General features: G+C 57.3%; 22 protein-coding genes. 15 read left to right on the top strand and 7 right to left on the bottom strand.

Annotated features, from left to right (window positions below; all coding sequences use genetic code 11):
- Positions 1-139 precede the first annotated feature (139 nt).
- From X268_RS34425 to X268_RS34435, 3 genes are read left to right on the top strand one after another with little or no spacing between them, the layout of a single operon-like run.
- Positions 140-1,135, top strand: a complete 996-nt coding sequence (locus X268_RS34425; RefSeq protein WP_128929072.1) for an SIR2 family protein — start codon at positions 140-142, stop codon at positions 1,133-1,135.
- Positions 1,128-3,956, top strand: coding sequence for a hypothetical protein (locus tag X268_RS34430; RefSeq protein ID WP_128929073.1), 2,829 nt, complete (start codon positions 1,128-1,130; stop codon positions 3,954-3,956). The genes X268_RS34425 and X268_RS34430 overlap by 8 nt, the downstream gene beginning before the upstream one ends.
- A gap of 16 nt (positions 3,957-3,972) precedes the next feature.
- Complete coding sequence (locus tag X268_RS34435; protein WP_128929074.1) at positions 3,973-5,811, top strand: P-loop NTPase fold protein; 1,839 nt, start codon at positions 3,973-3,975, stop codon at positions 5,809-5,811.
- A 100-nt stretch (positions 5,812-5,911) separates the two neighbouring features.
- Here X268_RS34435 and X268_RS34440 read toward each other — a convergent pair whose 3' ends face one another.
- The 5 genes from X268_RS34440 to X268_RS34460 form a co-directional block, all read right to left on the bottom strand.
- Positions 5,912-6,373, bottom strand: coding sequence for a hypothetical protein (locus X268_RS34440; RefSeq protein ID WP_128929075.1), 462 nt, complete (start codon positions 6,371-6,373; stop codon positions 5,912-5,914).
- Positions 6,370-7,749: a recombinase family protein gene (locus tag X268_RS34445; RefSeq protein WP_128929076.1), complete on the bottom strand. Its 1,380-nt coding sequence runs from the start codon at positions 7,747-7,749 to the stop codon at positions 6,370-6,372. The genes X268_RS34440 and X268_RS34445 overlap by 4 nt, the downstream gene beginning before the upstream one ends.
- Positions 7,746-8,189, bottom strand: a complete 444-nt coding sequence (locus X268_RS34450; RefSeq protein WP_128929077.1) for a DUF2924 domain-containing protein — start codon at positions 8,187-8,189, stop codon at positions 7,746-7,748. The genes X268_RS34445 and X268_RS34450 overlap by 4 nt, the downstream gene beginning before the upstream one ends.
- 202 nt (positions 8,190-8,391) lie before the next feature.
- Positions 8,392-8,604, bottom strand: coding sequence for a helix-turn-helix transcriptional regulator (locus tag X268_RS40875; RefSeq protein ID WP_128929078.1), 213 nt, complete (start codon positions 8,602-8,604; stop codon positions 8,392-8,394).
- A 52-nt stretch (positions 8,605-8,656) separates the two neighbouring features.
- On the bottom strand, positions 8,657-9,220 hold the full coding sequence (locus tag X268_RS34460; RefSeq protein ID WP_128929079.1) for a hypothetical protein: 564 nt from the start codon (positions 9,218-9,220) through the stop codon (positions 8,657-8,659).
- Between the two features lie 215 nt (positions 9,221-9,435).
- Here X268_RS34460 and X268_RS40880 point away from each other — a divergent pair, with 215 nt between their 5' ends.
- From X268_RS40880 to X268_RS34495, 7 genes are all read left to right on the top strand, one after another.
- Positions 9,436-10,215, top strand: a complete 780-nt coding sequence (locus X268_RS40880) for a helix-turn-helix domain-containing protein (RefSeq protein ID WP_128929080.1) — start codon at positions 9,436-9,438, stop codon at positions 10,213-10,215.
- Between the two features lie 413 nt (positions 10,216-10,628).
- On the top strand, positions 10,629-11,912 hold the full coding sequence (locus X268_RS34470) for a site-specific DNA-methyltransferase (RefSeq protein WP_128929081.1): 1,284 nt from the start codon (positions 10,629-10,631) through the stop codon (positions 11,910-11,912).
- Positions 11,913-11,923: 11 nt separating this feature from the next.
- On the top strand, positions 11,924-12,403 hold the full coding sequence (locus X268_RS34475) for a phage terminase small subunit P27 family (protein WP_128929082.1): 480 nt from the start codon (positions 11,924-11,926) through the stop codon (positions 12,401-12,403).
- A gap of 642 nt (positions 12,404-13,045) precedes the next feature.
- The gene (locus X268_RS34480; RefSeq protein WP_128929474.1) at positions 13,046-13,591 is read left to right on the top strand and encodes a sigma-70 family RNA polymerase sigma factor; all 546 of its coding nucleotides are present in this window, start codon (positions 13,046-13,048) and stop codon (positions 13,589-13,591) included.
- Positions 13,588-14,229 carry a ChrR family anti-sigma-E factor gene (locus X268_RS34485; RefSeq protein WP_128929083.1) on the top strand — a complete coding sequence of 214 codons (642 nt, stop codon included), beginning with the start codon at positions 13,588-13,590 and terminating at the stop codon, positions 14,227-14,229. Before X268_RS34480 ends, X268_RS34485 begins: the two co-directional genes overlap by 4 nt.
- 81 nt (positions 14,230-14,310) lie before the next feature.
- Entirely contained in the window at positions 14,311-14,895 is a 585-nt protein-coding gene (locus X268_RS34490) for an RNA polymerase sigma factor (protein ID WP_128929084.1), read from the top strand.
- 19 nt (positions 14,896-14,914) lie between these two features.
- Positions 14,915-15,217, top strand: coding sequence for a hypothetical protein (locus X268_RS34495; protein WP_128929085.1), 303 nt, complete (start codon positions 14,915-14,917; stop codon positions 15,215-15,217).
- A gap of 38 nt (positions 15,218-15,255) precedes the next feature.
- On the opposite strand, the gene X268_RS34500 is transcribed toward X268_RS34495, so the two are convergent.
- Complete coding sequence (locus X268_RS34500; protein ID WP_128929086.1) at positions 15,256-15,657, bottom strand: DUF2177 family protein; 402 nt, start codon at positions 15,655-15,657, stop codon at positions 15,256-15,258.
- Positions 15,658-15,932: 275 nt separating this feature from the next.
- Complete coding sequence (locus X268_RS34505) at positions 15,933-16,739, bottom strand: DUF1295 domain-containing protein (protein ID WP_128929475.1); 807 nt, start codon at positions 16,737-16,739, stop codon at positions 15,933-15,935.
- Positions 16,740-16,901: 162 nt separating this feature from the next.
- Here X268_RS34505 and X268_RS34510 point away from each other — a divergent pair, with 162 nt between their 5' ends.
- The 5 genes from X268_RS34510 (at position 16,902) to X268_RS34530 (ending at position 23,415) form a co-directional block, all read left to right on the top strand.
- Complete coding sequence (locus X268_RS34510) at positions 16,902-18,215, top strand: NAD(P)/FAD-dependent oxidoreductase (protein ID WP_128929087.1); 1,314 nt, start codon at positions 16,902-16,904, stop codon at positions 18,213-18,215.
- A 4-nt stretch (positions 18,216-18,219) separates the two neighbouring features.
- On the top strand, positions 18,220-19,008 hold the full coding sequence (locus tag X268_RS34515; RefSeq protein WP_128929088.1) for a DUF1365 domain-containing protein: 789 nt from the start codon (positions 18,220-18,222) through the stop codon (positions 19,006-19,008).
- Positions 19,009-19,011: 3 nt separating this feature from the next.
- Positions 19,012-20,229 carry an SAM-dependent methyltransferase gene (locus tag X268_RS34520; RefSeq protein WP_128929089.1) on the top strand — a complete coding sequence of 406 codons (1,218 nt, stop codon included), beginning with the start codon at positions 19,012-19,014 and terminating at the stop codon, positions 20,227-20,229.
- A gap of 644 nt (positions 20,230-20,873) precedes the next feature.
- Positions 20,874-22,070 carry a hypothetical protein gene (locus tag X268_RS34525; RefSeq protein ID WP_128929090.1) on the top strand — a complete coding sequence of 399 codons (1,197 nt, stop codon included), beginning with the start codon at positions 20,874-20,876 and terminating at the stop codon, positions 22,068-22,070.
- Positions 22,071-22,110: 40 nt separating this feature from the next.
- Positions 22,111-23,415: a phospholipase D family protein gene (locus X268_RS34530; RefSeq protein ID WP_128929091.1), complete on the top strand. Its 1,305-nt coding sequence runs from the start codon at positions 22,111-22,113 to the stop codon at positions 23,413-23,415.
- Positions 23,416-23,713: the final 298 nt, after the last annotated feature.

Here is a 23,713-nt window from a genome sequence, read left to right on the forward strand (position 1 = left end):
GAGGATCAAAGCCGGATGTCCGAGACCACCATCGCTCACGAAGCCCTCTGAATAGCGCGCGCCAGATAAATCCTAGCTTGTAAGGATATTCGCACTATATCTTAGGTCTATTAGCCGACGAATACGCATCCGATCCTCTATGGCCGCTGAGATCCCCCTTATCCCACCCATTCCGCAGGGACTACTCGACGCCGCCCAGCGCGGTAAACTGATTCCGTTTGTGGGTGCCGGAGCTTCCGTTCTCGGTGGGTGCCCCAATTGGGGTCGGTTCGCAGACGGGGCTTTAGGCGATTGCATCAGGGCCGAGAAGTTCAATCATGGGCAGTACGACCAAATTCGTCATCTGTCTCCGCGGATGAAGCTGTCGATTGCCCGAGCAATCGAGGCCGAACACGAGTTGAAGATCGATTACGCCAAGCTGATCCAACCAAACGACTATTCGAAAAATGAGGCTGGGCAGCGCGTCTACCGGAGCTTAGGCAAACTCGGTCGCACCTTCGTCACTACCAATTACGACGAATGGTTAGACACGGAGATTCCGGACCGGAAGCTTTCGGTTGACCCAAGCGCTCAAGAAACGAAAGCGACCACGCCGAGGCCACGCCGCTCAATCGTCAATGTGAACGACTTTACACCGGCAAACTTGAGCCAGCCCGACTGCGTGTTTCATCTGCATGGCTCGGTGACTGATCCGAGTGGCATGGTGATGACGACGCGAGATTACATCAGCCGTTACGCGAATGACCGGCGGTCGGATGATCCCTCTCAAGAGAATCGAACGCTAACTTTTTTAGAGTTTCTTTTTCAGCAAAGGACCGTTCTCTTTGTCGGGTATGGACTGGATGACCTCGAAATCCTTGAATATGTGATTCAGAAAGCACGACAACAGGTGTCTCCAGGACAGCCGCAAGCACGTCACTTCATGCTGCAAGGCTATTTCCAGCATGAATATGAACTTATGAGGAGCCTCACGCTATACTATGCGCAATGCGATATTGAGTTGATACCTTTCCGACGTGATCAGAGAGATTGGCATCAGCTCATAGAAGTGCTTGAGGTATTCGCGACGGCCATGCCCGCGCGAACGCCGCTCGGTCTCCAAAAGCAAGTGGATATGGAGGCGTTGCTTGACTAGTCCTCTCCCGGCTAAACTCGAATCGTTTCTCGATATGATGCGCCAGGACGATGATCTGGCCCGGCACGGTTTCGATCTGCTGTCGAAGCGCGACGAGCCGGAGCAGTACTTCGATGCGCTGAAGGACAGCGGCTTCTTCGCGCCAGCCAACAATTCCGGTCCTGCTCCCTCTGCAAACCCAGAGCTTGTCTATATCCCCTTCTGGCATGGCTTGAATTATCTCCAAGTCGTCGCGAAGCGTGCGGTTGAAAGGGACGACGCGGAACTGGTCGAGAAGCTCCTTGCGGTCATTCGGGACGTGACCCGTTTCAGGGACCCGTCGACGGGAGAATATCGAGACAATTATCACACCTATTATCGGTTCGCTGAAATCGTCGGCATTCTTCCGTTAAGCGCAATTGCGGTTGATGACATTCGCCTGATGGCCGTTTGGCTGAAATCCAAGTTCGACCGCGGGTTGGTCGCGAACTCGCTGAGCAAGGGGCTGATGGCTCGTCTACTTGCAAGCGATGTGACCGAGAACATCCAAAAGGCCTGTGCTCTCTTGGAAGAGTGCATGGTTTACGAATGGGTTCCCGCAGGTAAGCGTCAAAAGCGCGAGCTCATAACAATAGTTGATGACTACTGGCTCAAAGAGATGTTGGACGCGCACGCCCGCACATTCGGCGCGAAAGCCGGGTTGCAAGCTGTCCTTATTTTCGAGAAGGGTGTTCGTGCCATCTTCTCGGACAAACGACGTGGCTACGGCAGCACCTTGTGGAGGCCTTCGATTGAGGCGAGCGCTCAAAACTCGGATTGGCGGGCGGCCGAGAATCGCTTTGTCGACGGCATGCGGGATTCTCTGGATGGATGGATCGAGGCCGCACCGGCGACCGCCAGCGGTTACGTGAAACAAGCGTTGCAAGACGGCGCCGAAATTGTACGCCGCATCGCGTTGAACGCGGTTACGGAACATTTCGAACTTCTACGGGTCGGCTTCGAGGAATTGATCGCCTCGAAGTTGTTTACGTCAGGGCACCGCCACGAGCTCTATCGGTTGCTTTCACAACACTTTGGCGAACTCTCGCCGGAGGGCAAGGCGGCGGTGATTGAGGCTATTCGTAATTTGCCGCTGCCGCCAACGGGCGAAGAGCGCGAGCGTCGCCGCAAATACACACAGCGGGATTGGCTTTCTTCGATCAAGAATTATCCAGAAGGAGCGGAAGCGTTCGCTGAGCTCGCGAGCGATCCCGAATTGGGCCCTCTTAGTGAGCATCCGGATTTTCTGAGCTATCATGAGACACGGGCTGGTCCGGGGCCGACGCCCTTCACCTCGGACTCGCTGGTTGCCTTCGCAGAGGACGGGTCACTTATTGAGCGCCTTAATGGCTTCACGGAAACGGACTCTTGGAGAGGCCCGACGCTGGGTGGTTTAGTGGCGGCGTTGGAAGGATCGGTAGCTGCCAACCCCAACGTATTCCTTCCGCTACTCGGCGATTTTCGCGATGCGAAGGTCGTATTTCGACATGCAGTAATTCAGGGCTTTAGGAACCTTTTCAATTTAGGAAAGGAGAAGTGGGGCGATTTCGAGTGGGATGCCGCTTGGCCGAAGCTGATGGCCTTCTTTACTGAGTGCATGGCTGACCCAGAGCTTTGGGCGAAGACCGAGGAGAAGGAGCAAGTCGATCGGGTCCCGACGCGCGGTTGGATGAAATCCCTCATCGCGAGCTTCTTGGAAGCGGCAACGCGGGATGACGAAACGGCATACCCTGAATGGCTATTGCCGCAAGGTCTTTCGATCATAAAGATCTTGCTTGAGCGGGCGCCCGCAAGCGAGTTGAACATGAAGGATCCCATGACTCAGGCGCTCAACACGGAGAAGGGGCACGCGATCGGGGCGCTTTACAATCACGCCCTGCGAGCCTGCCGGTTGGCAAAAAGCAAAGAAAATTCGACGGATTCGGCGTGGGCCACGGTCAAGGATATCTTCGATGCGGAAATTGCTAAATGCCGCAATGCCAATTTTGAGTTCTCGACCTTAACCGCCTCGTACATCGCGAATCTGGAATTCATGAACTACCCGTGGCTGGTCGCAAACGTCGCTAAGTTGTTCCCGATGAAGAAGTATCCAGATAGCTTCGCGGCCGCAATCGGAGGCTTGGCTTATGCGACGCCAAGCAGGCGGAACTATGAGCTCCTTTCCTCTAATGGCGTTTTCGATGAAGCTCTATCGGTCAAGCTTGAGGACCGGCATGGCCGCGATCGCGTGATCGAATGGATCTCGCTAGCTTACCTCTGGGACGATGAAGAGCTTGACTCGCCTATCATTCAAAAGATCTTTCGCGCCGGAGCGGCCGAGTTGGAAACGATGTCCCAATTCTTCTGGTCCATTCGAGGAAACAAGCTAACTGAAAAGCAGAGACAAAAAGTACTCCGGTTTTGGGGTCGCTGTTTGACCTGGGGCCAGTCGCAAGCGAACATGCCGGAAAAGCTCATGGCCCGTTTGAGCCGACTGAGCCCATACCTGAGGACGCTTGATGGAGAAGGGAGGAAGCTCCTTATCGCGGTCGTACCCTATGCCCACACCGATTATGCCACAGATCAAATGGTCCAGGAGATTGCACGCCTTGCGGACGGCAATCCGCAGGCCGCGGCCGAGATACTGGAGCGGATGCTCGACGCTAGTGCGCCGACTTACGATCTCGACGATAAGCTAAAGAAACTGATCGAAAAGCTTGCAACGCTTGGTTTGCGCGATGCGGCCTTTCGTTGCGCAGAGAAAGTTCGGAAGTCGCTCCCCGGCATGCTTGATCTCTACAAGAAGCTTGCAAGTTCGAGCTAAGGTCGCAGGTTAAACCATGGCCGTTAAGAGTAATAACCACGTCTGGGATTATCTAACCTACTATCTCGGAATCAAGCACGACCCAGGCTTTGCAGTTCTCGTTTCCGGGCCTTGGGGCGTGGGCAAGACGTATCTTCTCAAAGCGTTTTTGAAGCAAGAGTTCGGGGGGGAGGCGACTAACTACATTTATGTCAGCTTGTACGGACTTTCGAGCGTCGACGAGATTGACGATGCGCTCTTCCAGGCTGCGTTTCCTGCCTTAACAGGAACAGCCGCCAAGGTGGCTGGCCGCGTAGCCAAAGCTGGCCTGAAATTTCTTAAAGTCGACCCGGGCGACTGGAATATCAAAGAATTTCTGAACAAGTTTAAGGCGAAGGTTTATGTGTTCGATGACCTTGAGCGATGCGAAGCGCCAATCAATAAGGTCCTCGGATACATCAATCAGTTCGTCGAACATGCTGGCGCGAAGGTGATTGTTCTCGCCAACGAGGCGGAAATCGGCGCCGACGAGGACTATGTTCGTCGGCGAGAAAAGCTTATCGGAAAAACATTGCATGTGAATTCTGTATTTGATGAAGCGTTCAAGCATTTTGCTTCGAATATCGACCATCAGGGCGCACGCGCGTTCATTCTGGCCAATGCTGCCGACATAGCGACTATCTACAACCAATCCGATCTCAACAATCTGCGCATCTTGCTGCAGACCATGTGGGATTTTGAGCGCTTCTATGCGGCGCTCTCGCAAGAACACGTGGCCAGCGAAGAAGCCATGGTGACGCTGTTGCGGTTTCTATTTGTGCTGTCGTTCGAGTTCAAGGCGGCGCGCATCACTGAGCATGACATTGCTTCGGGCCGCGGAATGACAGCGAGCCTTATCGCTCAACTCGAGAAGGATAAACCGAAAAGGCCCATCGCGATTGCAGGTGAGCGGTATCCAATGGTGGATATTGATGACAATATCCTGTCGAACGAGCTGCTGGTTGATTACCTCGTGCGAGGCGTTGTTGATGCGGACGCTATTCGTATGGAGCTAAAAAAGAGTCGGTTCTTCATTAGCGTTGCAGATGAACCAGCCTGGCAGACGGTCTGGCATTGGTTCGAGCGGTCCGATGCTGAATTCGATGCTGCCCTGCAAAAGATGGAGGAGCAGTTTAAGCAGCGGGCGTTTACGCGAGGAGGCGAGATCCTTCACGTTCTCGGCCTGCGTCTCTTCCTGGCAGACCAAAGCATCTTGCAAGTTTCGCGAGCCGATGTTGTCGCGCAGGGGAAGCAATATATCGACGACATATACCAAGCGAAAAAGTTAGACATCGAGCCGTCCGACGACGCTCGTGAGCTTCGTTTTCAAGGATGGGGAGGCCTCGGCATTTGCGAGCATGATACGCCCGACTATAAGGTGCTTTTTGCGCATTTGGCATCAACGATGCAGCGTTCAGTCGAGGATAGTTATCCGGAGAAAGCTAGGGAGCTTCTGTCCGCGATGACGTCAGACGTAGATAGCTTCTACCGACAGGTCTCGCTGAGCCATGCCGACGCCAGCCATTACGTTCGTGCCCCGGTTCTTGCCAAAATGCCGGTAGACGAATTCGTAAACGCCTTACTAGCCCTCCACCCAAGCGCACAGCGCTTGGCGATGATGGCGCTCAAAAGTCGCTACGAATATGGCAGCCTCGATCAAACACTGCAGGAAGAAAGGCCGTGGATAATCGCGGTGCACGATGCTCTTGGAGAGCGTCTCCCGCAATTGAGTGCAATTTCACGGCGTCGCTTTGGGATGCTTCTCGACTGGTACATGCAGATAATCAAACCCGAACCAGATTCAGAGAACCGGGCCGCCGCAAAGCCAGTTTGCTGACCGATAAGCTTGGGTCGCAAAGCTTATCAGTCCGCCAAAATTCCATAAAGTTCGATTTGCGAATCCGCGCCCGCCGCTAATTCTTCCATCTTGGTAGGATTTACTTCGGCTCGGCTTTCCGAGTGGATGCGTTGAAAAGAGCCTGCTGCTGATCCCACTCAGCTGGGATGGATTTCAACAGCTGCGCCAGTTCGAGCCCGTCTGGCTGCAGCCCGTTCAGGATGGCTTCGGTGATGGTCGGCGAGAGCAACGTCAGCCGAAGTACGCGGCAAAGATAGGACTCGTTGATCTTCTCAGCTTTGGCGAGGTCGCGCACAGAGCTAAAGAGGTTCGATTCGAGCATAGAACGCCAACGATGGGCCCGCACGACGGCCTTAACCAACGTGTTGTCGACCTGCGGCTTCGGGGGTGACCAAGCCTGGGCAGTTGCGGGGGTTACAACGCGTTTACGACCGCCCTGCCGTCGGAACGAGATCGGGATGCTCACGACCATTGCTCGGCCGTCGCGACTGAGCTTCGGTCGACCAATGGGACCGAGGTTGACGGTGGTCGGCCTGTTCATTCGGCTGCCTGCTGGAAGGGTTGGGGCTGCATTTCCGCGGAGAGCGAGGTTAAGCCTTGGACATTCAGTGTGATGTCCATCCGCTCGGCATGCATGTCGATACGCTCGACAAGCAGCTGAACGATGCGCGACTGTTCCGCCGGAAACAGTTCGTCCCAGAGTTCGTCGAAGCCAAGCAGCGCGGTCCGCACCTCACCCTCACTGACCTCAGCCGCCTGCTTGCGCAGCGCGCGCCAGGTTTGGACGATGACCTCCGGAGTTTGTAGCAGCAGACGAACCTGGTCGATGATGATGCGCTCTAACTCGGCGGCGGGTACCAACTTCACGGGGCAGTCTGATCTGCCCTGCTTCATCGCAGTCTGGCTGATGTAATAGCGATAGAGGCGGCCGGATTTGCGAGTGTGCGTTGGCGACATCGCCGCGCCATCAGGACCGAACAGCAAGCCTTTCAGCAGCGCAGGAGTTTGAGCGCGGCTGTTGTTTGCGCGCTTGCGGGGGCTTTCCTTGAGAATGCTGTGCGCCTGATCCCAGAGCTTGCGATCGATGATCGCCTCATGCTCTCCAGGGTAAGCGGTGCCTTTGTGAACTGCCTCTCCGAGGTAGACCCGATTACGGAGAATTCTATACAGAAGAGTCTTATCTATGAGGTGACCATACCGGGTGCGCTCGTCGGCAGTGATAAGCTCTCGAGCCAGAAGGGTTGCAGATTTAAGCTGCACAAAACGCCGGAAGATGGCTCGTACCCGTTCGGCGTCGGTCTGGTGAACCAGCAATTTGCGGTCACGAACTTCATAGCCGAGCGGCGTCCAGCCACCCATCCATTTGCCGCGCTTGCGAGAGGCCGCGACCTTGTCGCGAATGCGCTCCCCGATCAGCTCGCGCTCAAACTGAGCGAAGGTCACCAGGATGTTCAGCGCCATTCGGCCCATGGCATCCTTGGTATTGAATGACTGGGTGACGGAGACGAAGGTCACGCCATAACGTTCGAACAGTTCTACGAGATTCAAGAAGTCGAGCATCGACCGCGAAAGGCGGTCAATTTTGTAGACCACGATCACATCGAGCTTGCCGGCTTGGACAGCAGCAAGGAGGCGCTTCAGGGCCGGTCGCTCGAGGGTGCCACCCGAGAAGCCGCCATCATCGTAGCGATCGGAAACCGCCGTCCATCCCTCCGCTCGCTGGCTCACGATGTAAGCATCACAAGACTCCCTCTGCGCATCGAGCGAGTTGAAGTCCATGTCGAGGCCTTCTTCGCTGGATTTGCGGGTGTACACCGCGCAGCGGACTTTGCGGACCGCGGAGCGGCCGGGATCTGCCCGCTCGAAAGAGCTGGCAAATGGGCGGGCGCGCCGCTTTTGTGAGGTACGGGAGGTCATTTGCCGAGCGAGTTTTTGAGGCCAAAGAAAACCCAGCCATTCCATTTGGTGCCCGTGATCTGACGAGCGACCGAGGAAAGGGATTTGTAGGGGCGCCCGAGATACTCGAAATCGTCGTGGCGAACGGTCACGCAGTGCTCCACGCCCTCCCATTCGCGGATCAGCTTCGTCCCGGCGACGGGCCGCAAAAGCGGCCGAGCCTTCCGATCCGCCGGCTTCTGGTCGGCATATTGCTTGGCCATGGCTTTGAGCCGTTCGGTGGTTTCGTGAGATAGGCCGCCATAGGCTAGTTCCTGGATCCGGTAGGCCAGTCGGCTTTCCAGGAAGCGCCGGTTGTAGGCCGGCGGCTCGGTATCAAATAGTTCGCGCCAGCGAGCCTTAAGTACGGGCGCAGCGGCGCCTTTAAGGGCGGCCAATTGTGCCATAATAGACGATTTCATGGCCGTTCTCCGTTCCGCGGCACGGATCGACCAACGCTCTGGAAAGACGAGAAGTAAAGCTGGTTTTCCCCGTTCACTTCCGAAACTTGACTGGACTTCCGATTCATCAAGCGTTCAAGACCGCATGCCAAAATCTCAGCAATTTCGGATAAGCAGTCATCACTTGCGAGGCCGATCTGCGGAGCTGAATGAACCCGCTGAATCATTGCGGCTTATCATTAGCTGCTGCGTCGCAGGCAGCTAACCAGGCATCGATTTCATGTACGAAATAGTAAACCAGGCGAGCTCCGCAGCGATGATGGGGCGGCCCGATCCCGGTCATGCGCCACTTGGCAAGCGTGGATCGGCTTACGCGGAGGTACTTTGCTGCTTCAATGGCCCGCAGTCGTCGGCATTGTTCTTGATGCACCTTCATGCTCCTTGGCCACTATGATTCGTCTTGTGCCAAGGAAACTGTCGGAAACCGCTTATAGCGTCAGGTGATACAAAGGCTCCCATTTGCTAGACTGCCCCCAGCGGCTGGGATGTTTGAGTCCAATAGCTTCAAGAAATTCGGGCTCGAACGGGAAGTAGCGCCAAGATTCCTTCGGGTGCACCATATTGCGCTCGACGCGGCAGTAGCTTGTCTTCATTGCATCCGGTCCGCCGAACGCAGGCGTGTCTCGGAGGATCATCGATGCGCACTCGTAGGCTCTTAGCCAGTCGTGTCCGTACCAAATTGACATCTTGATTGGATGCTCGAGCGCCTTTGCAGGCGCGTCCGCATCGATTTTGAGCGTTTCGCTAAAGTATTTTTGCTGAAAGCGCGCTTCTCGAACTGAATCCCAGCGCGACAGATCAATCATATCCTGCCGGTAACGGTTCAGGATGCCAGACGAGCGACCTCGGTTCTTGGGTCGATTGGGGTCCAATTGCTGGCAGTATCCTCGAGCAGCATGACTCACTAGCCAGTCGGGAACGGGTACCTTGTGACGATCGCAGAAGAAAAGCGCGGCTGCTGGCGCGAGTTCGACGCCCGCATCGGTCGCCATTTGCAATCTATGGAGCTGACGTTGTCTAGGGTCAGTTGCAGAGCGCGTTCGATGCACTTCCATGGCTCGAAACCCTCGTAATGATTCGTCATCACGATAATATTTGAGGGCCCGCGAGCAAGAATAATCATTTTCCACCGCAGTAGTCGATCTTCACAATTTCCATCTTGTACAAAGGAGCCTCTGATTGCGTCCGTAATGCAGACGGGATTCGCATGTCAGTCACTCCACTAGAGACGCTCCTGGCTCATAAGGTCATAAATCTGGCTGCCGAGCTCTCGGGAGCGGAAAAGCGGGTGGCCGGGGCCCTAATTGATCATTTCAACCGTCGCACAGGACAGTGCGACCCAAGCCTCAATACGCTCGCTGATCTTATTGGCATGAGCCGTCGTACGGTTATGCGTGCGGTCGCTCGCCTAGAACGATTGAGCCTTTTTCGGAAAGTGCGGCACGGTGGGAAGTTCCACCGTAATAGTTACGAACCAATCTGGTCGTCGTTCAGAGAAGCCGAAGATCGATGGAATGCTCGACGCAAATTTCGGAAGCAGAAGCTTGCGTCGCTAAACGTGTCACCTTCGACGGGACAGACGCGACACGCTGAGGGTGACGGCCATGGCCACCAAACCTGTTCTAGCAATTCACTATATAAAACCTTGGCAGCCAAACGTCCTGAAGAATCGGCCGTGCGAGCAGCGCCAGTTAAAGGCTTGGCGGCGAAGTTGCCGAGGAAGCAGTTCGAAGCATCCAATTCTAGAGTGCCGACGACCTCTTCCGCAAACGTGGCCCGTATCGCTGCCGAACGGCGATGGAGCGACAATCTCCGATGTGAGCTGTCGACGAAGATCGCGGTGTACGGAGCAATCGTCGATTTCATTGACGAGCCACTGCGTAGTGCTGCCACGGAAGCTGAACTCAACTGTCGCGGTGCTGGGCTGCGACTTGTCCTTCAGCGCTACTGCGATGCTACCGCGAAGATGGAAGATCGTGGTGAATAGTCAGACCGGGGGGGCGGGTCAAATCTCAGGGCCACGTGCAAGCGCGGACCGGCGCCTCTCTCATTCAGGGATTTTTTTCCGATGCAGGCGAATTTTGGGGCCTGCAGTGGGCTGCATTTCAGGCAACTCACTCTGCACAGCATCTAGCCGCGCGGGGACCAACTGCAACACTTTGAAGGCACAACACAATTTCGGCGAGGGTGGCTCTGTTGCCCTCCGTGTCTGCCTCATCGCGGTAAGCAGCCGGCAAAACCGACCATTATTTTCCTTTGTGCGGCTCGGGATGGTCACGCGCGGCCCTGCCCAAAAAGGTGAATCAATTCAATGGCCCCAGTTTGGAAAATTGTCGCGAAATTCCCTAGGGGGGGAGGGGGCCAGATGACATGGCAATGTGCAAAAGGCCGAGACAAGACATGACACACGCGACGTACCCAGAAGAAGCGAACGCGCGACTTCAGATCGAATACTGGCCGCTTGATCGGCTGATCCCGTACGCGCGCAATGCGCGCACGCATAGTCAGGCTCAGATCGCCGAGATCGCCGGCAGCATTCGCGCCTTCGGGTTTTCGAATCCGATCCTCGTCAGTGAAGATGCAGATATCATCGCGGGACACGGCCGACTGGCCGCTGCTCGCAAGCTTGGTCTGACAGAGGCGCCGGTCGTTGTCCTCCGAGGGTTGACAGAGGTGCAACGCCGCCAGCTGGTGCTTGCCGACAACAGGATTGCGCTGAATTCCGGTTGGGACAGCAAGATGCTGAGCCTCGAATTGGCGGATCTGTCCGGCCTGGGGGCCGATCTCGCCTCTATTGGCTTCAGCAAGAAGGAGTTGGCGGCCGCGCTTTCACGGGTCGAAAGCGGCTTAACGGACGAGAACGATACCCCCTCAGTCGTCGAGGTAGCGGTCTCCCAACCCGGCGACATTTGGCAGCTCGGTCCCCATCGCGTCGCCTGCGGCGATAGTCGAGATCCAGCTCTCGTCCGTTCACTGCTGGCCGGCGTCTCGCCTCAATTGATGGTCACGGATCCGCCCTACGGCGTTGAGTACGATCCGGAATGGCGTCATCGTCGCGGCGTCAACAATTCCAAGCGGACCGGCAAAATCCGGAACGATGAGATCGCTGATTGGGAGCCCACCTGGGCTTTGTATCCAGGCGAGATCGCTTACGTCTGGCATGGTGCTTTACGCTCGTCCATTGTAGCCGAAAGCCTCATCAAGAGCGGCTTTTCGATTCGCGCGCAGATCATCTGGGCAAAGGACCGCTTGGTCATGAGCCAGGGCGATTATCACTGGCAACATGAGCCCTGCTGGTACGCGGTCCGGAAGAAGGGCAACTGGACCGGCGATCGCAAGCAGACGACGGTCTGGAACATCAGTAGCGGCGGGCAGGACGCCGAAACGAAGCATTCGACGCAAAAGCCGGTCGAATGCATGCGCCGGCCGATGCTCAACAACTCCAGTCCTGGACAGGCTGTCTATGAACCCTTCCTTGGAAGCGGAACGACGCTGATCGCGGCGCAATCGTGCGGGCGCATCTGCTCGGCATCCGAGATTGATCCATTGTTCGTCGATGTCGCGATCCGCCGATGGCAGGCCTTCACAGGTGAGAAGGCAATTCGCGAGCGAGACGGCGCGCTCTTTGAAGCGCTGGAACAGGATACGCTCGCGCCGGACAGCGCTCGTGATCCCATGGCGTGATCGGAACGGATATGCGTGGCCGTCGTCCAAAACCAACGAGGATCAAGGCTTTGACGGGTAACCCGGGGAAACGCCCTCTCAATGTGCACGAGCCGCGGCCCGAACCCGCGCTACCTGAGTGCCCGCCGCAACTCAATTCGGTTGCCAGGCGGGAATGGGCGCGGCTGACCGGGGAGCTTTCTAAGCTCGGCCTCATAACGCACCTCGATCGCGGCGCCCTAGCTACCTATTGCGGCGCCTATGCGATGTGGGCAGAAGCCATGGAGCAAATCCAAAAGTTCGGTACGATGGTCAAATCACCAACAGGATACCCGATACAGTCGCCCTACCTGGCAATCGCCAATCGACAGGCGGAAATCATGATGCGCATCGCGTCGGAGTTCGGTTTCACGCCTGCAAGCCGCAGTCGGATCGTGACGCCTCCGCTAGATCAACTGCCGCTCTTCGACGGATTAGATGCCGAAGACGAAGATGCTAGCGACGCCTTATGATGAGGGTTGGTGGGAGCGGTCTGCCATTTCTCCCGGAGCCTGCCCCGAATTTAGCCCTATCTGGCAGACAGGGCTAATGTCGGCCCGCAAACTGAGGGGATTCGTCCTTCAAAAAGAAGATCGCCGTAACCCACTGGACAGTCATGAAAATGCGAGGTGGCGCGGCATCGACATAGAGCTACCCCTGTCTGGCAGATGGGCCTAGCTGACTTGCATCCTCTCGAAGCTCTGGTCAGCCGTTGGCCTGCTTCTTCCATAACATCTCATATCCGAACGACGTCCGGCCCTACAGAAAGCAGACGCCTCGTCGCTGCCAGCTCATCGTCTGTTGGCGCCCTGAGCAGCCCTACCAGCCGGGGTTCCCAGTTGAAGGAAGACGAAATTCGGGCCCCTCATTAACCTGTCAACTTGCGGCGATAACGGCACAAAGTTGCTCCCCTAGGCCGGCGGCCGGACAGCCGTGTCGGCGAGAAGTGATCCATGGGTGTCCGAGCAACGTTTTCACCCCCATAAGCTGCTTGTCGAGCATATATGGTCGCTGCTATCCGAGCTTTAAGTGTGCCAATCACGGCGAAGGCCGGTGTGCCTCGCGGGGGTGTCGCGCGGCTGCCGATCCTTGCAAGCAAAGGGCCTAAGGCGAAGGTGGACTGGGCTGATTTGATCGGACGCGTCGCCTCTGTCGGCGACGGGGAGGCTTTCAGGCTGCTATTTGAGCATTTCGCGCCTCGCATAAAGGGCCTGATGCTCAAGGGCGGGTGTAGCCCTGACGAGGCGGAGGAGATCGCCCAAAGCACGATGATCGCGGTGTGGCGGAAGGCGCACCAGTTCGATCCGGCGACAGCCGGCGCCCCCGCCTGGATATTTACGATCGCGCGCAATCTGCGGATCGATCTATTCCGTCACAGGGCGCGTGCAGAGCGCCTGGGAACGAGTGCTGAGTTGCCTGATGCACCGGATCAAGCCGAGGGGGCTGATATCCTGATTTCGCGCGGGCAGGATGCTGCTCGTATCGCATCGGCGATCAAGCAGCTTTCAGCGGAGCAATCCACAGTGGTGAGGCTGTCCTTCATCGAGGAAAGGCCCCACCCGGAAATCGCGAGCGCACTGGGGATTCCGCTTGGAACGGTCAAGTCACGGATCAGGTTAGCGATGAACCGGTTGCGAGACATTTTGGACGAAGAAGCATGACAATCAGCCATCATCCGCCGGAAGATCTTCTGGCCGATTTCGCGGCCGGCAAGCTGGAAGAGGCCCATCAGCTGGTCGTCGGGGTGCATGTGACCGGCTGTGCCCGCTGCGCCCGCTTCGTGCAGGCGATCGAGCAACTTGCAGGTGCCGCGCTGGAGGATGTCGAGCCGGTGCCGCTCGCACCGGATGCATTCCACCGCGTAATGTCGCGCATTCACAACGCTCCGAAGCAGACTGCCACGCCCATCTTTGCGCCCGACACGAATCAGGAACTTCCACCGGCGCTAAGAAAATACCGACTTGGTAAGCGTCGGCGGGTCGCGCCGGGTCTCAGCATGCGGCCGATCGAGCTTTCCAGTTCGGGCACCGCGCGTGCTTTCCTGCTTCGGTCAGCGCCGGGTTCGCGCATGCTTGAGCACACTCACACCGGCACCGAGCTGACGCTCGTGCTTGAGGGTAGCTTCAGCCACGAAGGCGGGCGCTTTGGTCCTGGTGATTTCGACTATGGCGACGACGAAATCGATCACCGTCCGATCGTTAGCGACGAAGGCCCTTGCCTCTGCCTGGTCGCGATGACCGGCGACCTGCGTATGAACGGCTTCCTCGGCCGGCTGATCGGCCCGTTCGTACGGCTCTGATCTTACTTCATCCGTATTCCGTCGAGTGATCCGTTCTTGCCCCCGGAGCGTTTCGTAAAGGAAACGCAAGGGAGACGGGACATGGCCTGTTCGAGCCTGCCAGGACAGGCGCATAGCGAGATGCTGTCCGGATTACTGGCACGAATCTCCGCGGGCGAGACACATGCCTTCGCAGAGCTTCATACGATCACACGCGGTAAGCTGCGCAGGATTGCGCTGGCCGTTGGAGCCGCCCCGCACGACGTCGATGATATCCTGCAGGAGGGCTTCCTGAAGATCTGGCGCAATGCCGCTCGGTTTGATTCCGAGCGGGCATCGGCCATGACCTGGATGTCTGCGATCGTCCGGCATACCGCGATCGATCATTTGAGAACCAGACGACAGCCGAGCGTCGAACTGGACGAGGCGCTGACAGTCCCATCATTGGCCGGGCCGTCGCCGACTGAGGATTTTGATTACGTCAGCGCCGAACCAATCGCCCTTGGAGCCTTGGCCCGCTTGCCGGAAGACCGCCGCAGGCTGGTCGCACTGGCCTATCTCGAAGGCGAGAGCCGCGCGAGCTTGTCTCGGCGCTTCAATGTGCCGGTGGGCACCATCAAGACGTGGCTGCATCGAACCATTTTGGCGGTGCGCAAGGATTGCCTCAGCGCATCCGTCGCAAGCTGAACCCGGCGAGAACGCGTGCATGGATGCAGAGATCATCGAGTTTCCCGAGCGTGGGCGCGAGCACCGGCTTGTCTCGGCGACAGCAAGACTCGAATCAATCGTTAGGGAAGTCGAGCGTGTCGTGGCCGAGGAGCCTGTAGCGGGCGTCGATTCGCTGCTCGCGATCATGGAGCGAATGGGCGATCAACTGGTTGATCTCGCGAGCCTCTTACTCGACGAAGAGTCAAAGTTGCAGGCCCAGCGTGCATTCATATCCCTGTCCGATAAGATCGCGGAGACCAGGGAAACATTCGAGCGGCTTGGAGGCCCCAAGCAAATCTGACGCGACGGCAGACTGATGTCAGATGATGCGCCGCGAGCTCAGTGCGACAATTTTTGAGCGATCAGAAATCCAATCCAAGCACTAAGGCCGGCGAGAAACGATCCCCAGCAAACGTCGACAACGCTTAGCTCGGTCGACCAATTGCGCAGCGTGGCCTGATTGGTCAGATCGTAGGTCGCATAGGTGAAGCAGCCGAGCAGCAGGCCTGAGGTGAAGGCGCGCACCGCGCCGCCATCTTGCTGCGCCGGCAGCACGGCAAACCAGAGCAAGCCGAGGGGATACAAGATGTAGAATACGGCCGCGGCCGACACATTGGGCTCGGCCCGCAGCATGTCCCCCAGCACCGGCCGATACAGCCTGTCGACCATAATGGTCAGCCAGACCATGTCGATGGCAACGAAGGTCGCGGCCACGGCAAGATAGGTCAAGAAAAGGTTCATGTTTGTGCGTCTCTGTGATCTGCATCCAGCTGGCTTATGAGATGAACGCTCCATAAGCCGTGTCGGATCAGTTCGAATTACAGGATCTGGCCCAGCGCTAGTCATTCAACCGACTGCTTCGCGGTCGTCGAGGATGAGGCTAAGGGGCGGTGCTCGCCAGAATTAGCAAACACATCCGGATACTCATCCTGAAGGCCCGCCTATGACGGGCATCTTAATGGATGGCCACAGGCGAAATCGTTCTCTCTATCCGCGCGCACGCACCGGAACCCGATTCACAGCACACCCTGCTGCGGCGGCCATGGAAAGAATGCGCTCGTGCGAGCCTGATACTGCCGATAGCGGTCCCCGCGTGATCGCAGCATTTGCTCCTCGAGCGGCGGTATTCCCGTCACGTGGACCAGGATCCAATACATGATCGCGGGCGCCGCGAGGCTGGCCCACCCCCAGCCATATCCTGGTGATAGCGCGATAAGCGGATAAGCCACCCACCCCAGCCATTCGAAGAAATAATTGGGATGACGCGACCAGCGCCAAAGGCCGACATCGCAGACGCGGCCGGCGCTGGCCGGGCTGAGCTTGAAGCGCCGCAGCTGCCGGTCCGCCAATGCCTCGCCGACGACGGCAATCAGGATGATGGCGATCCCGAACATGTCCTGTAGCCGTAGTCCGGACGCCGGTGCGTGCGCTGCGAGGAAGACAGCGAAGGGCAGTGGCACAGAAACCAGCGCCTGTGATTGCAGGAACAGGAACATCCGGCGAGGCGCATCGGCGCCCCATTCGCGCGCGTATTTCGTATAGCGGGGATCGTCGATTCCCCCTGCGGAGCGGCGCGCGATATGTGTGCCAAGCCTAACGGACCACAGCAGCACCAGCGCTGCGACGAGCACCCGGCGGGCCGGCGCATCGTCCTCGAATGGCCATAGGGCTGCAGCCGCCCCAACGAGGCCCGTCGCGTAGGACCAGATAGCATCGACCCAGCCGGAATTGCCCGTGCGCTGCTGAACGACCCAGGCGAGGCTCATCAGGGAGCAGAGGGCCAGCGCAATGCAGCCGATCGCCTGAACGTGTGGAAGGATCATGTCCTCACTCAACTTGACCTCGGTCGATACGGCATGTCCGGCCCGGGGTTTCGCTCTTCGCGGCGGGGGTCGAGCGAGGGGATCCGGGTCCGCTCGCCGAACGTTTCCTGGCGATTACTTCAGGACCGTCGCTGGCGGTACCGCAGTGGGGGGCGAAAGAGCATGCGTTTGGCGGTGATCGGGACGGGAATTGCTGGCAATGCAGCCGCGTGGCTTCTGTCGCAACGTTACGCAGTCACCGTCTACGAGCGCGAACTGCAGCCGGGTGGACATAGCCATACCGTTCGGGTTGACTATGACGGCGAGCCCATTGATGTCGATGTCGGCTTTCTCGTGTTCAACGAGACCAACTATCCGCATTTGACGTCACTGTTCACGCATTTGGGCGTGAAGACCGTCGAAACTTGCATGAGCTTCGCCTTGTCCGCCGATCATGGTCGGTTCGAATGGCGGGGGGGCGGCGAGACCACGTTCCAAACCGTCCGCGGCCTGTTCGCGCAACCACGCAACCTCGCCGCCCCCTCGTACTTTCGCATGCTGGTGGAAGTCGCGCGGTTCAACCGGCAGAGCGTGGCCGATCTGCGCGCCGGCCGGCTGCACGGGCTCACGCTTGGCGAGTATCTGAACCGACAATCATTCGGGTCACGGCTGTTCTCCGATTATCTCGGTCCGATGGGGGCGGCGATCTGGTCCTCCTCATCCGACGAGATCTTGTCCTTTCCGGCGGAGAACTTCGTGGTTTTCTTTGATAACCACCGCCTCCTGCACCTCGATCGCCCGCGCTGGCGAACCGTCGAGGGGGGCAGCCGGCGGTATGTCGACAAGCTGACCGCTTCGTTCAGGCGCAACGTTCGGCTAGGCTGTGCGGTGACATCGATCGATCGAACGGAGCATAGTGTAACCGTCCGCGATAGTCATGGCGGTGTCGAGAGTTACGATGCCGTGGTGATGGCTTGTCATAGCGATCAGGCCTTGGCGACGCTATCGGATGCCGACTCCCGGGAGCGATCCATTCTAGGGGCGATCAGATATGCGCCGAACACCATTTTCCTGCACCGCGATTCCAGCCTGATGCCCCGGCGGCGTCAGGCATGGGCCTCATGGAATTTTCTGCGCTGGCCGCGGCAAACGCCTGCTTTGCACGATGTCGCGGTGACTTACTGGATGAACCGGTTGCAGGGTATCGACGAGCGAAAGCCGTTGTTCGTCAGCCTCACCCCGCCGTTTGATCCAGCTGCCGATCTGACGTTCGGAAAATTCACCTTCGCTCATCCGCAATACGACCTAGCAGCGTTCGCAGCGCAGCGACGGCTCCCCGCGATTCAAGGCCGTCGCCGCACCTGGTTCTGCGGCGCCTGGACCGGCTACGGCTTCCACGAGGATGGCTTGAAAGCCGGCATCTCCATTGCCGAGGCGCTCGGCAGCAAGATTCCGTGGCGTCAGCCTGATCCGCTGCTTGCCGAGGCTGCCGAGTAACGCAATGACCCGAACCACACCCGCTGAAACTGAGAATGCGACAGCGCCCGCCGCGCTCTATTGGGGAAAGGTGATGCACGCGCGTTGGCGCCCCGTGCACCACAGGTTCACCTACCGTGTGATGAGCCTGCTGATCGACCTCGACCGGCTGAAGGACGCGGATTGCCAATCACGGCTGTTCGGGGTCAACCGAGCGGCGCTCTTCAGCTTTCAAGAGCGGGATCACGGGGGTCGCACGGGTGGAGGCCTCAGCCAATACGCCCGACGGCTTGCGGTCGAACGCGGCATCGACCTTTCTGGGGGCCGCGTTCTCCTGCTTTGCTATCCCAAGGTCTTCGGCTACGTGTTCAACCCGCTTTCGATCTATTATTGCTATGGCGCGTCCGGCAATCTGGCGCTGCTGATCTACGAAGTCCGCAATACTTTCGGCGAGATGCACCATTACGCCCTGCCGGTGCAGGAGGCTTCCACAGAGGCTCCCATACGCCAATGCCAGGCGAAAGCGTTCTACGTCTCACCCTTTATGGAGATGGAAACGCACTATCGCTTCAGCGTTTCTCCACCGCAGCAGGACGTGAGAGTGCGAATTGTGCAAAGCAACGCGCAGGGCACAATGTTTGCGGCGACATTTTGTGGACGACGACGTGCCCTGACGGGCCGATCCCTGTTGACCTCACTCTGCAGCCTGCCTCTTCTGACCTTCAAGGTGATCGCGGCCATACACTGGGAAGCGATGCGGCTCTGGCTTAAGGGCGTTCCCTTTGTGACCCGTTTGAAACAACGCGAGATCTGAACCATGGACCTGGCCGCTACCCATTCCACACTTCAATTTGATGGCATCCCGTTCTTCGCTCGCTTTGCTCTCCGCCTAGCATCGCGCTTGCGATGCGGCACTCTTCACGTCCGCCTTCCTGACCAGAGAATGGTCACGTTGCGCGGCGAGGTTCCGGGGCCAGCGGCATCGATCGAACTGAAGAATTATCGGTTCGCTCGCGGCCTGGTCATCGGTGGTGATATCGGCATGGCCGAGGCTTATATTCGAGGCGACTGGACCACGCCCGATCTCGCGCATCTGCTCTACCTGTTCTGTCTCAACGAGGATCTGGTCGACCGCGCCTTCGCAGGGAATATGCTGGTTCGCCTCTGCCGGCGGGTGCTTCATCGCCTACGCCGCAACACGAGGGAGGGTTCGAGGCGCAACATCCACCAGCATTACGATCTCGGAAACGAGTTCTTCTCTGCGTGGCTCGATCCCAGCATGACCTACTCATCGGCTCTTTTCTCGGCCGAGACAGCCGACCTTCCTGCCGCGCAACAGCATAAATACGAGCAACTGGCGAAGGCCATCGAATTGCGGCCCGGCCAGAGCGTACTCGAGATTGGATGCGGTTGGGGCGGCTTTGCCGAATTTGCCGCCAAGACCTACGGCGCCAAGGTATTGGCCCTCACTATCAGTAGAGAGCAGCATGAATTTGCGCTGCGACGGATTCACGAGGCCGGGCTTTCTGAAATCGTTGAGGTCCGGCTGCAGGATTATCGCGACCAAACTGGTCAATTCGACCGCATCGCATCGATTGAAATGTTCGAAGCCGTCGGCGAGCAATTCTGGCCCGTATACTTCCAGCAGCTGCAACAACGGCTCAAGCCAGGCGGGCTGGCGGGGATTCAAACCATCACCGTCCACGATAAACATTTCGTCGACTACCGGCGGCGAGTGGACTTCATCCAGCAGTACATTTTTCCAGGAGGCATGCTGCCTTCAGCCGCTATCCTGCGTTCGCTCGCTCAACGCTTCCACATTCCCATTAAAGGTGAGCGCGTCTTTGGACAAGATTATGCGAAAACGATTGCAATCTGGCGAGCAAAGTTCAGCGAGGCATGGCCTGACCTGACTTCGCTAGGTTTCGATGAACAATTTCGGCGACTTTGGGAGTACTATTTGTCCTACTGTGAGGCAGGGTTTAGGGCTGGAAAGATAGACGTCCGCCAGCTGGTCTTCGCGCATCGAGCTTAGGCGGAACGGAAAAGTTGCTATCTGTTCTTGGGGAGAATGCTGGCTCATTCAGCATAGTAATTTTCATCGCGGTCGGTCGCAGGAGAACCAGGTCGATTTGTGTCGCCGTCGCCTGTTGCTGACGCCTCGGCCATCGGCCCACTTCTTCCATAACAACTGATATCCGAAATGCAGTGCGGCAAAGGGGCAGTGCGCGCCCGGGCGCCGCACCGCAGTATTTCGTGTCAACCCAAACCACGGAGATGAGCCGCGGACGTCAACTTGGGAGTATCGACAGGACGTCCGCCGATCCAATCGAAGATGGGGAAAAGAGTCTAGGCCTGACCTTCCAGGTGTGATATGTGAATACTGCGCTTATTAGTTGATTATGTTTTCGATAGTTCTGTTTCTAAATGGGGCGTTCGATGCGACTTGGGGCTGTGGGGGCAGCATCGGGCGCGCTTTCCCTCCTTCTTGGCGGGGGTGCGTCGTTTCAGGTTGTGAGTGACCCGCGGATCGGTGCATTGAGCCGAGACCGTCTTCCGCCGCTCATAAAGTCAATTCGTTGCGAGCTGGCGACCTTTTATACAGCCGACCTTGAACATAAGCGCGCATTGAGTCGGCGCCGGGTCGAACTTGCGCGAAGCCATCGGCAATACATTCCCTTGGACGAGCTACTCGCGCTCAACCATTTTGATTTAGACATCGAGGCCTTCAGCAGCTTTAGCCTCGATATAAAGCTTCAGAACACTTTAGGTATCCCGGGTGCAGGGACGTCCGGTAATCTGGTTCTCGATGCAACGGCGGGGCACACGCGCAATCTTGCGCTGGGACCAAGCGTGCAAGTGCAGGCGACATATGACAATGCGGCCCAGTTTGCGATTCCGCAGAATGCGTCGATTTTGACACCGTCGCCCCTCACTCCAGAGCAGGCTCAGACCGGATTGGTCGTTCCCCTGACTCCAGAAGAGCGAGACTTCAAATGCTTTTCACGCTCTGTCACCTATGATTTGAACGGCCTTGCGGCTGGACGCTATCCTAACTTGGAGCTGTTCGAACGCGTTCGGGTCGACGCAGGACTTCCGCTGGCCGCCTGGCTACAGGAGGCGAGCCGTGCAATGGGTGTATCGCGCAACATCATGCTCGATGCGCACGCCGACGCTGAGCATCCCCCGCCTGTGCCTGCGGAGGATCAATACATTGCGCAAGCGGTCGATTTAGGTCAGCTGGCCTACACATTCACAGTTCAATACACCGGCGGGCTCGATGCAAAATTCTCGTTAGTGTCATCTCGTTTCAACCCGCTCAATGCCGATCTGTCAGCTGGTGTCCAGCAGACGGGCACGTTGAACCTATATTTGAACGGCTATCAAACCATTACGGCCATCAATGCCAAAGGTGGGTTGATTGGAATCTATCCTTCCCCGAAGCAACCACAGGAGGTCATTGTTGTTGGTGAAAAGCCTGCGCCTGGACCAAAGATCGCGCAAGCGCCGGCGAAGGTCGTGACGCCGCAGGGCCAGAAAGATGTGAAGGCGCTAGTCGAGAACGAGCACAAAGATAACAACAAGACGGTTAGTCAGCCGGCTCTGGACAATTTGCTGAAGCAGATTCAGAAAAACCAAGCGCTTCCTGGGCAGATGACTATAACGAGACAGGCAATTCAACAACTCAATCTCCCGCGAGAGTCGACCGCGAAAGTTGAGCAGACCATCCAGGACAACACGGTTACGCAAGTGCCGCCCAGGCCGGTGTCCGCACCTGCATCGGTTGTAAGGCCACGTCCGCGAAGCTTCGATGCGACCAGACAGAATAATGGCCGTGGGTACATACGAGCACCGATTGGCTTCTCCGTTCAGTAGCCGAGTGCATCGATTGGACAATTAGGCAGAGGCTGGGTGAGTGGCTGAGATGCGTTTTTTGGATGAAGTGGGGGCGCCAATCAAAATTCGCGAGATCCTGCGCTCCGCGACGAAAGCTAAAATTGCTGTCGCATTTTGGGGGCAAGGAGCTATCGAAGCGCTAGGACTGGCAAGACCCGAGCTTGAGGTCGATATCGTTTGCAATCTTGATTCCGGGGCATGTAACCCCTTAGAAATCAAGAGACTGCGCCAGCTACGGCCCCATCTGCCAGTAAGATCGGATCCTCGGCTACACGGAAAGCTCTATTGGACACCTGATGGATTTGTTCTCGGATCGTCAAACGCTTCGACGAACGGGTTGGCGGTAGTTGACGGGCTAGGGGGCTGGGCCGAGGCCAACGTCTTCAGCGATGATCCGGAGATGGTTGCGACTGCATTGGCCTGGTTCGAGTCACGAAAAAGCAACGCCTATGAAATTACTGACACTCACCTGCGTCTCGCAGAACAAATCTGGTTGGATAGGAAGCGAATTGCTCCTACTGGAATGGAACTTACGACTGATTTGGGCGCCGCTGTCCGCAGTAGCCCGGAGCACGTAGCATGGAACAAGGTAAAGCTTGCCATCTATAGCGAGGGCCTCAGCCTCGCGGGCGAAAGAGCATTGAAAGCTGACCGGGAAGCCAACCCAGGGCTGCGAGAATTCGACGTCTATGAAGGCTGGCGGAACGAAATAGAAGCGGGAGATTGGTTGCTGGACTTCGAGCTCGACGAAAAGGACTGCTCATTCGGCGGCTACTGGCGCGTTCCGAGCCCCAAAATTGAAACCGAGCTCTTAACGTACGTCCATAAGGAGATCGGTGTCTCGCTCCCAGGTTTTGGAGTGCTCGCGCTTTCGACGAAAGACTTAAGTGCCTTCAGGTCTGCTGCCCGCGAACTTGTCCTCAGCAAAGGAGAAGGCTCGGCCGCAGCAATGATCTCGATTAAAGACGCGATCAAATTGATAGACACTCAGCAGAAAGGAAAAGGATCTGTCGCGCCGCGGCCGATTGCTAGGGCATTTGAGAGTGCTATGCGAGCCATCTTCGCTGCTTCAAGCAAGATTGGTTATCGTCCCACTGAATTTCTCCGAATGATTGAGCGGGACGGAGCTCTGCCTACAGCGAAGCATTTGATCATGAGCAACAGGCCCTCAAGTGGCTTTACTAAGCTCTGGGAACTGAAGCGACTGGACCTCACGGTGGAGGCGCTAGCTTTGCGCGAACCCTGGCGTGATCTCTTTTCCGTTGCTGAACTGGAGCGCGCAGAGCGCCGTTTGAAACAATATGGCTTCCAGGAATGGAGCTAGGGTTGTCGTGTCCCGTGGAGGGACATCCTTTCAACGCAAGTTATCCTATACCCTCGAACACGCGCGTGCTTATAGTTGGAACGGCTCCGCCAGAGCGATTTTCCCGAGTTTTGAACTCAGACCAAGAGCTTCTAGGCGATGTCCCTTTCTACTATGGATCCAGGGACAACGAGTTATGGCTTAAGATCCTTCCAGTGATAACTGGTTATCGATTCGATGGGCCTACTTCCGAGATCAAACGCCAGAAGATGATCGATTTTCTGTTGGTCTATCGAGTCTGGATGCATGACATCTTCGA

The sequence above is a fragment of the Bradyrhizobium guangxiense genome, from assembly GCF_004114915.1.
Lineage (GTDB): Bacteria > Pseudomonadota > Alphaproteobacteria > Rhizobiales > Xanthobacteraceae > Bradyrhizobium > Bradyrhizobium guangxiense.

Coding starts and splice junctions, on each gene's coding strand:
- X268_RS34470 (WP_128929081.1), top strand. CDS start 10,629: ATGACACACGCGACGTACCCAGAAGAAGCGAACGCGCGACTTCAGATC.
- X268_RS34460 (WP_128929079.1), bottom strand. CDS start 9,220: ATGGCGACCGATGCGGGCGTCGAACTCGCGCCAGCAGCCGCGCTTTTC.
- X268_RS34500 (WP_128929086.1), bottom strand. CDS start 15,657: ATGAACCTTTTCTTGACCTATCTTGCCGTGGCCGCGACCTTCGTTGCC.
- X268_RS34505 (WP_128929475.1), bottom strand. CDS start 16,739: ATGATCCTTCCACACGTTCAGGCGATCGGCTGCATTGCGCTGGCCCTC.
- X268_RS34495 (WP_128929085.1), top strand. CDS start 14,915: ATGGATGCAGAGATCATCGAGTTTCCCGAGCGTGGGCGCGAGCACCGG.
- X268_RS34435 (WP_128929074.1), top strand. CDS start 3,973: ATGGCCGTTAAGAGTAATAACCACGTCTGGGATTATCTAACCTACTAT.
- X268_RS34485 (WP_128929083.1), top strand. CDS start 13,588: ATGACAATCAGCCATCATCCGCCGGAAGATCTTCTGGCCGATTTCGCG.
- X268_RS34440 (WP_128929075.1), bottom strand. CDS start 6,373: ATGAACAGGCCGACCACCGTCAACCTCGGTCCCATTGGTCGACCGAAG.
- X268_RS34475 (WP_128929082.1), top strand. CDS start 11,924: ATGCGTGGCCGTCGTCCAAAACCAACGAGGATCAAGGCTTTGACGGGT.
- X268_RS34490 (WP_128929084.1), top strand. CDS start 14,311: ATGGCCTGTTCGAGCCTGCCAGGACAGGCGCATAGCGAGATGCTGTCC.
- X268_RS34445 (WP_128929076.1), bottom strand. CDS start 7,749: ATGACCTCCCGTACCTCACAAAAGCGGCGCGCCCGCCCATTTGCCAGC.
- X268_RS34520 (WP_128929089.1), top strand. CDS start 19,012: ATGGACCTGGCCGCTACCCATTCCACACTTCAATTTGATGGCATCCCG.
- X268_RS34515 (WP_128929088.1), top strand. CDS start 18,220: ATGACCCGAACCACACCCGCTGAAACTGAGAATGCGACAGCGCCCGCC.
- X268_RS34510 (WP_128929087.1), top strand. CDS start 16,902: ATGCGTTTGGCGGTGATCGGGACGGGAATTGCTGGCAATGCAGCCGCG.
- X268_RS34450 (WP_128929077.1), bottom strand. CDS start 8,189: ATGAAATCGTCTATTATGGCACAATTGGCCGCCCTTAAAGGCGCCGCT.
- X268_RS40875 (WP_128929078.1), bottom strand. CDS start 8,604: ATGAAGGTGCATCAAGAACAATGCCGACGACTGCGGGCCATTGAAGCA.
- X268_RS40880 (WP_128929080.1), top strand. CDS start 9,436: ATGTCAGTCACTCCACTAGAGACGCTCCTGGCTCATAAGGTCATAAAT.
- X268_RS34425 (WP_128929072.1), top strand. CDS start 140: ATGGCCGCTGAGATCCCCCTTATCCCACCCATTCCGCAGGGACTACTC.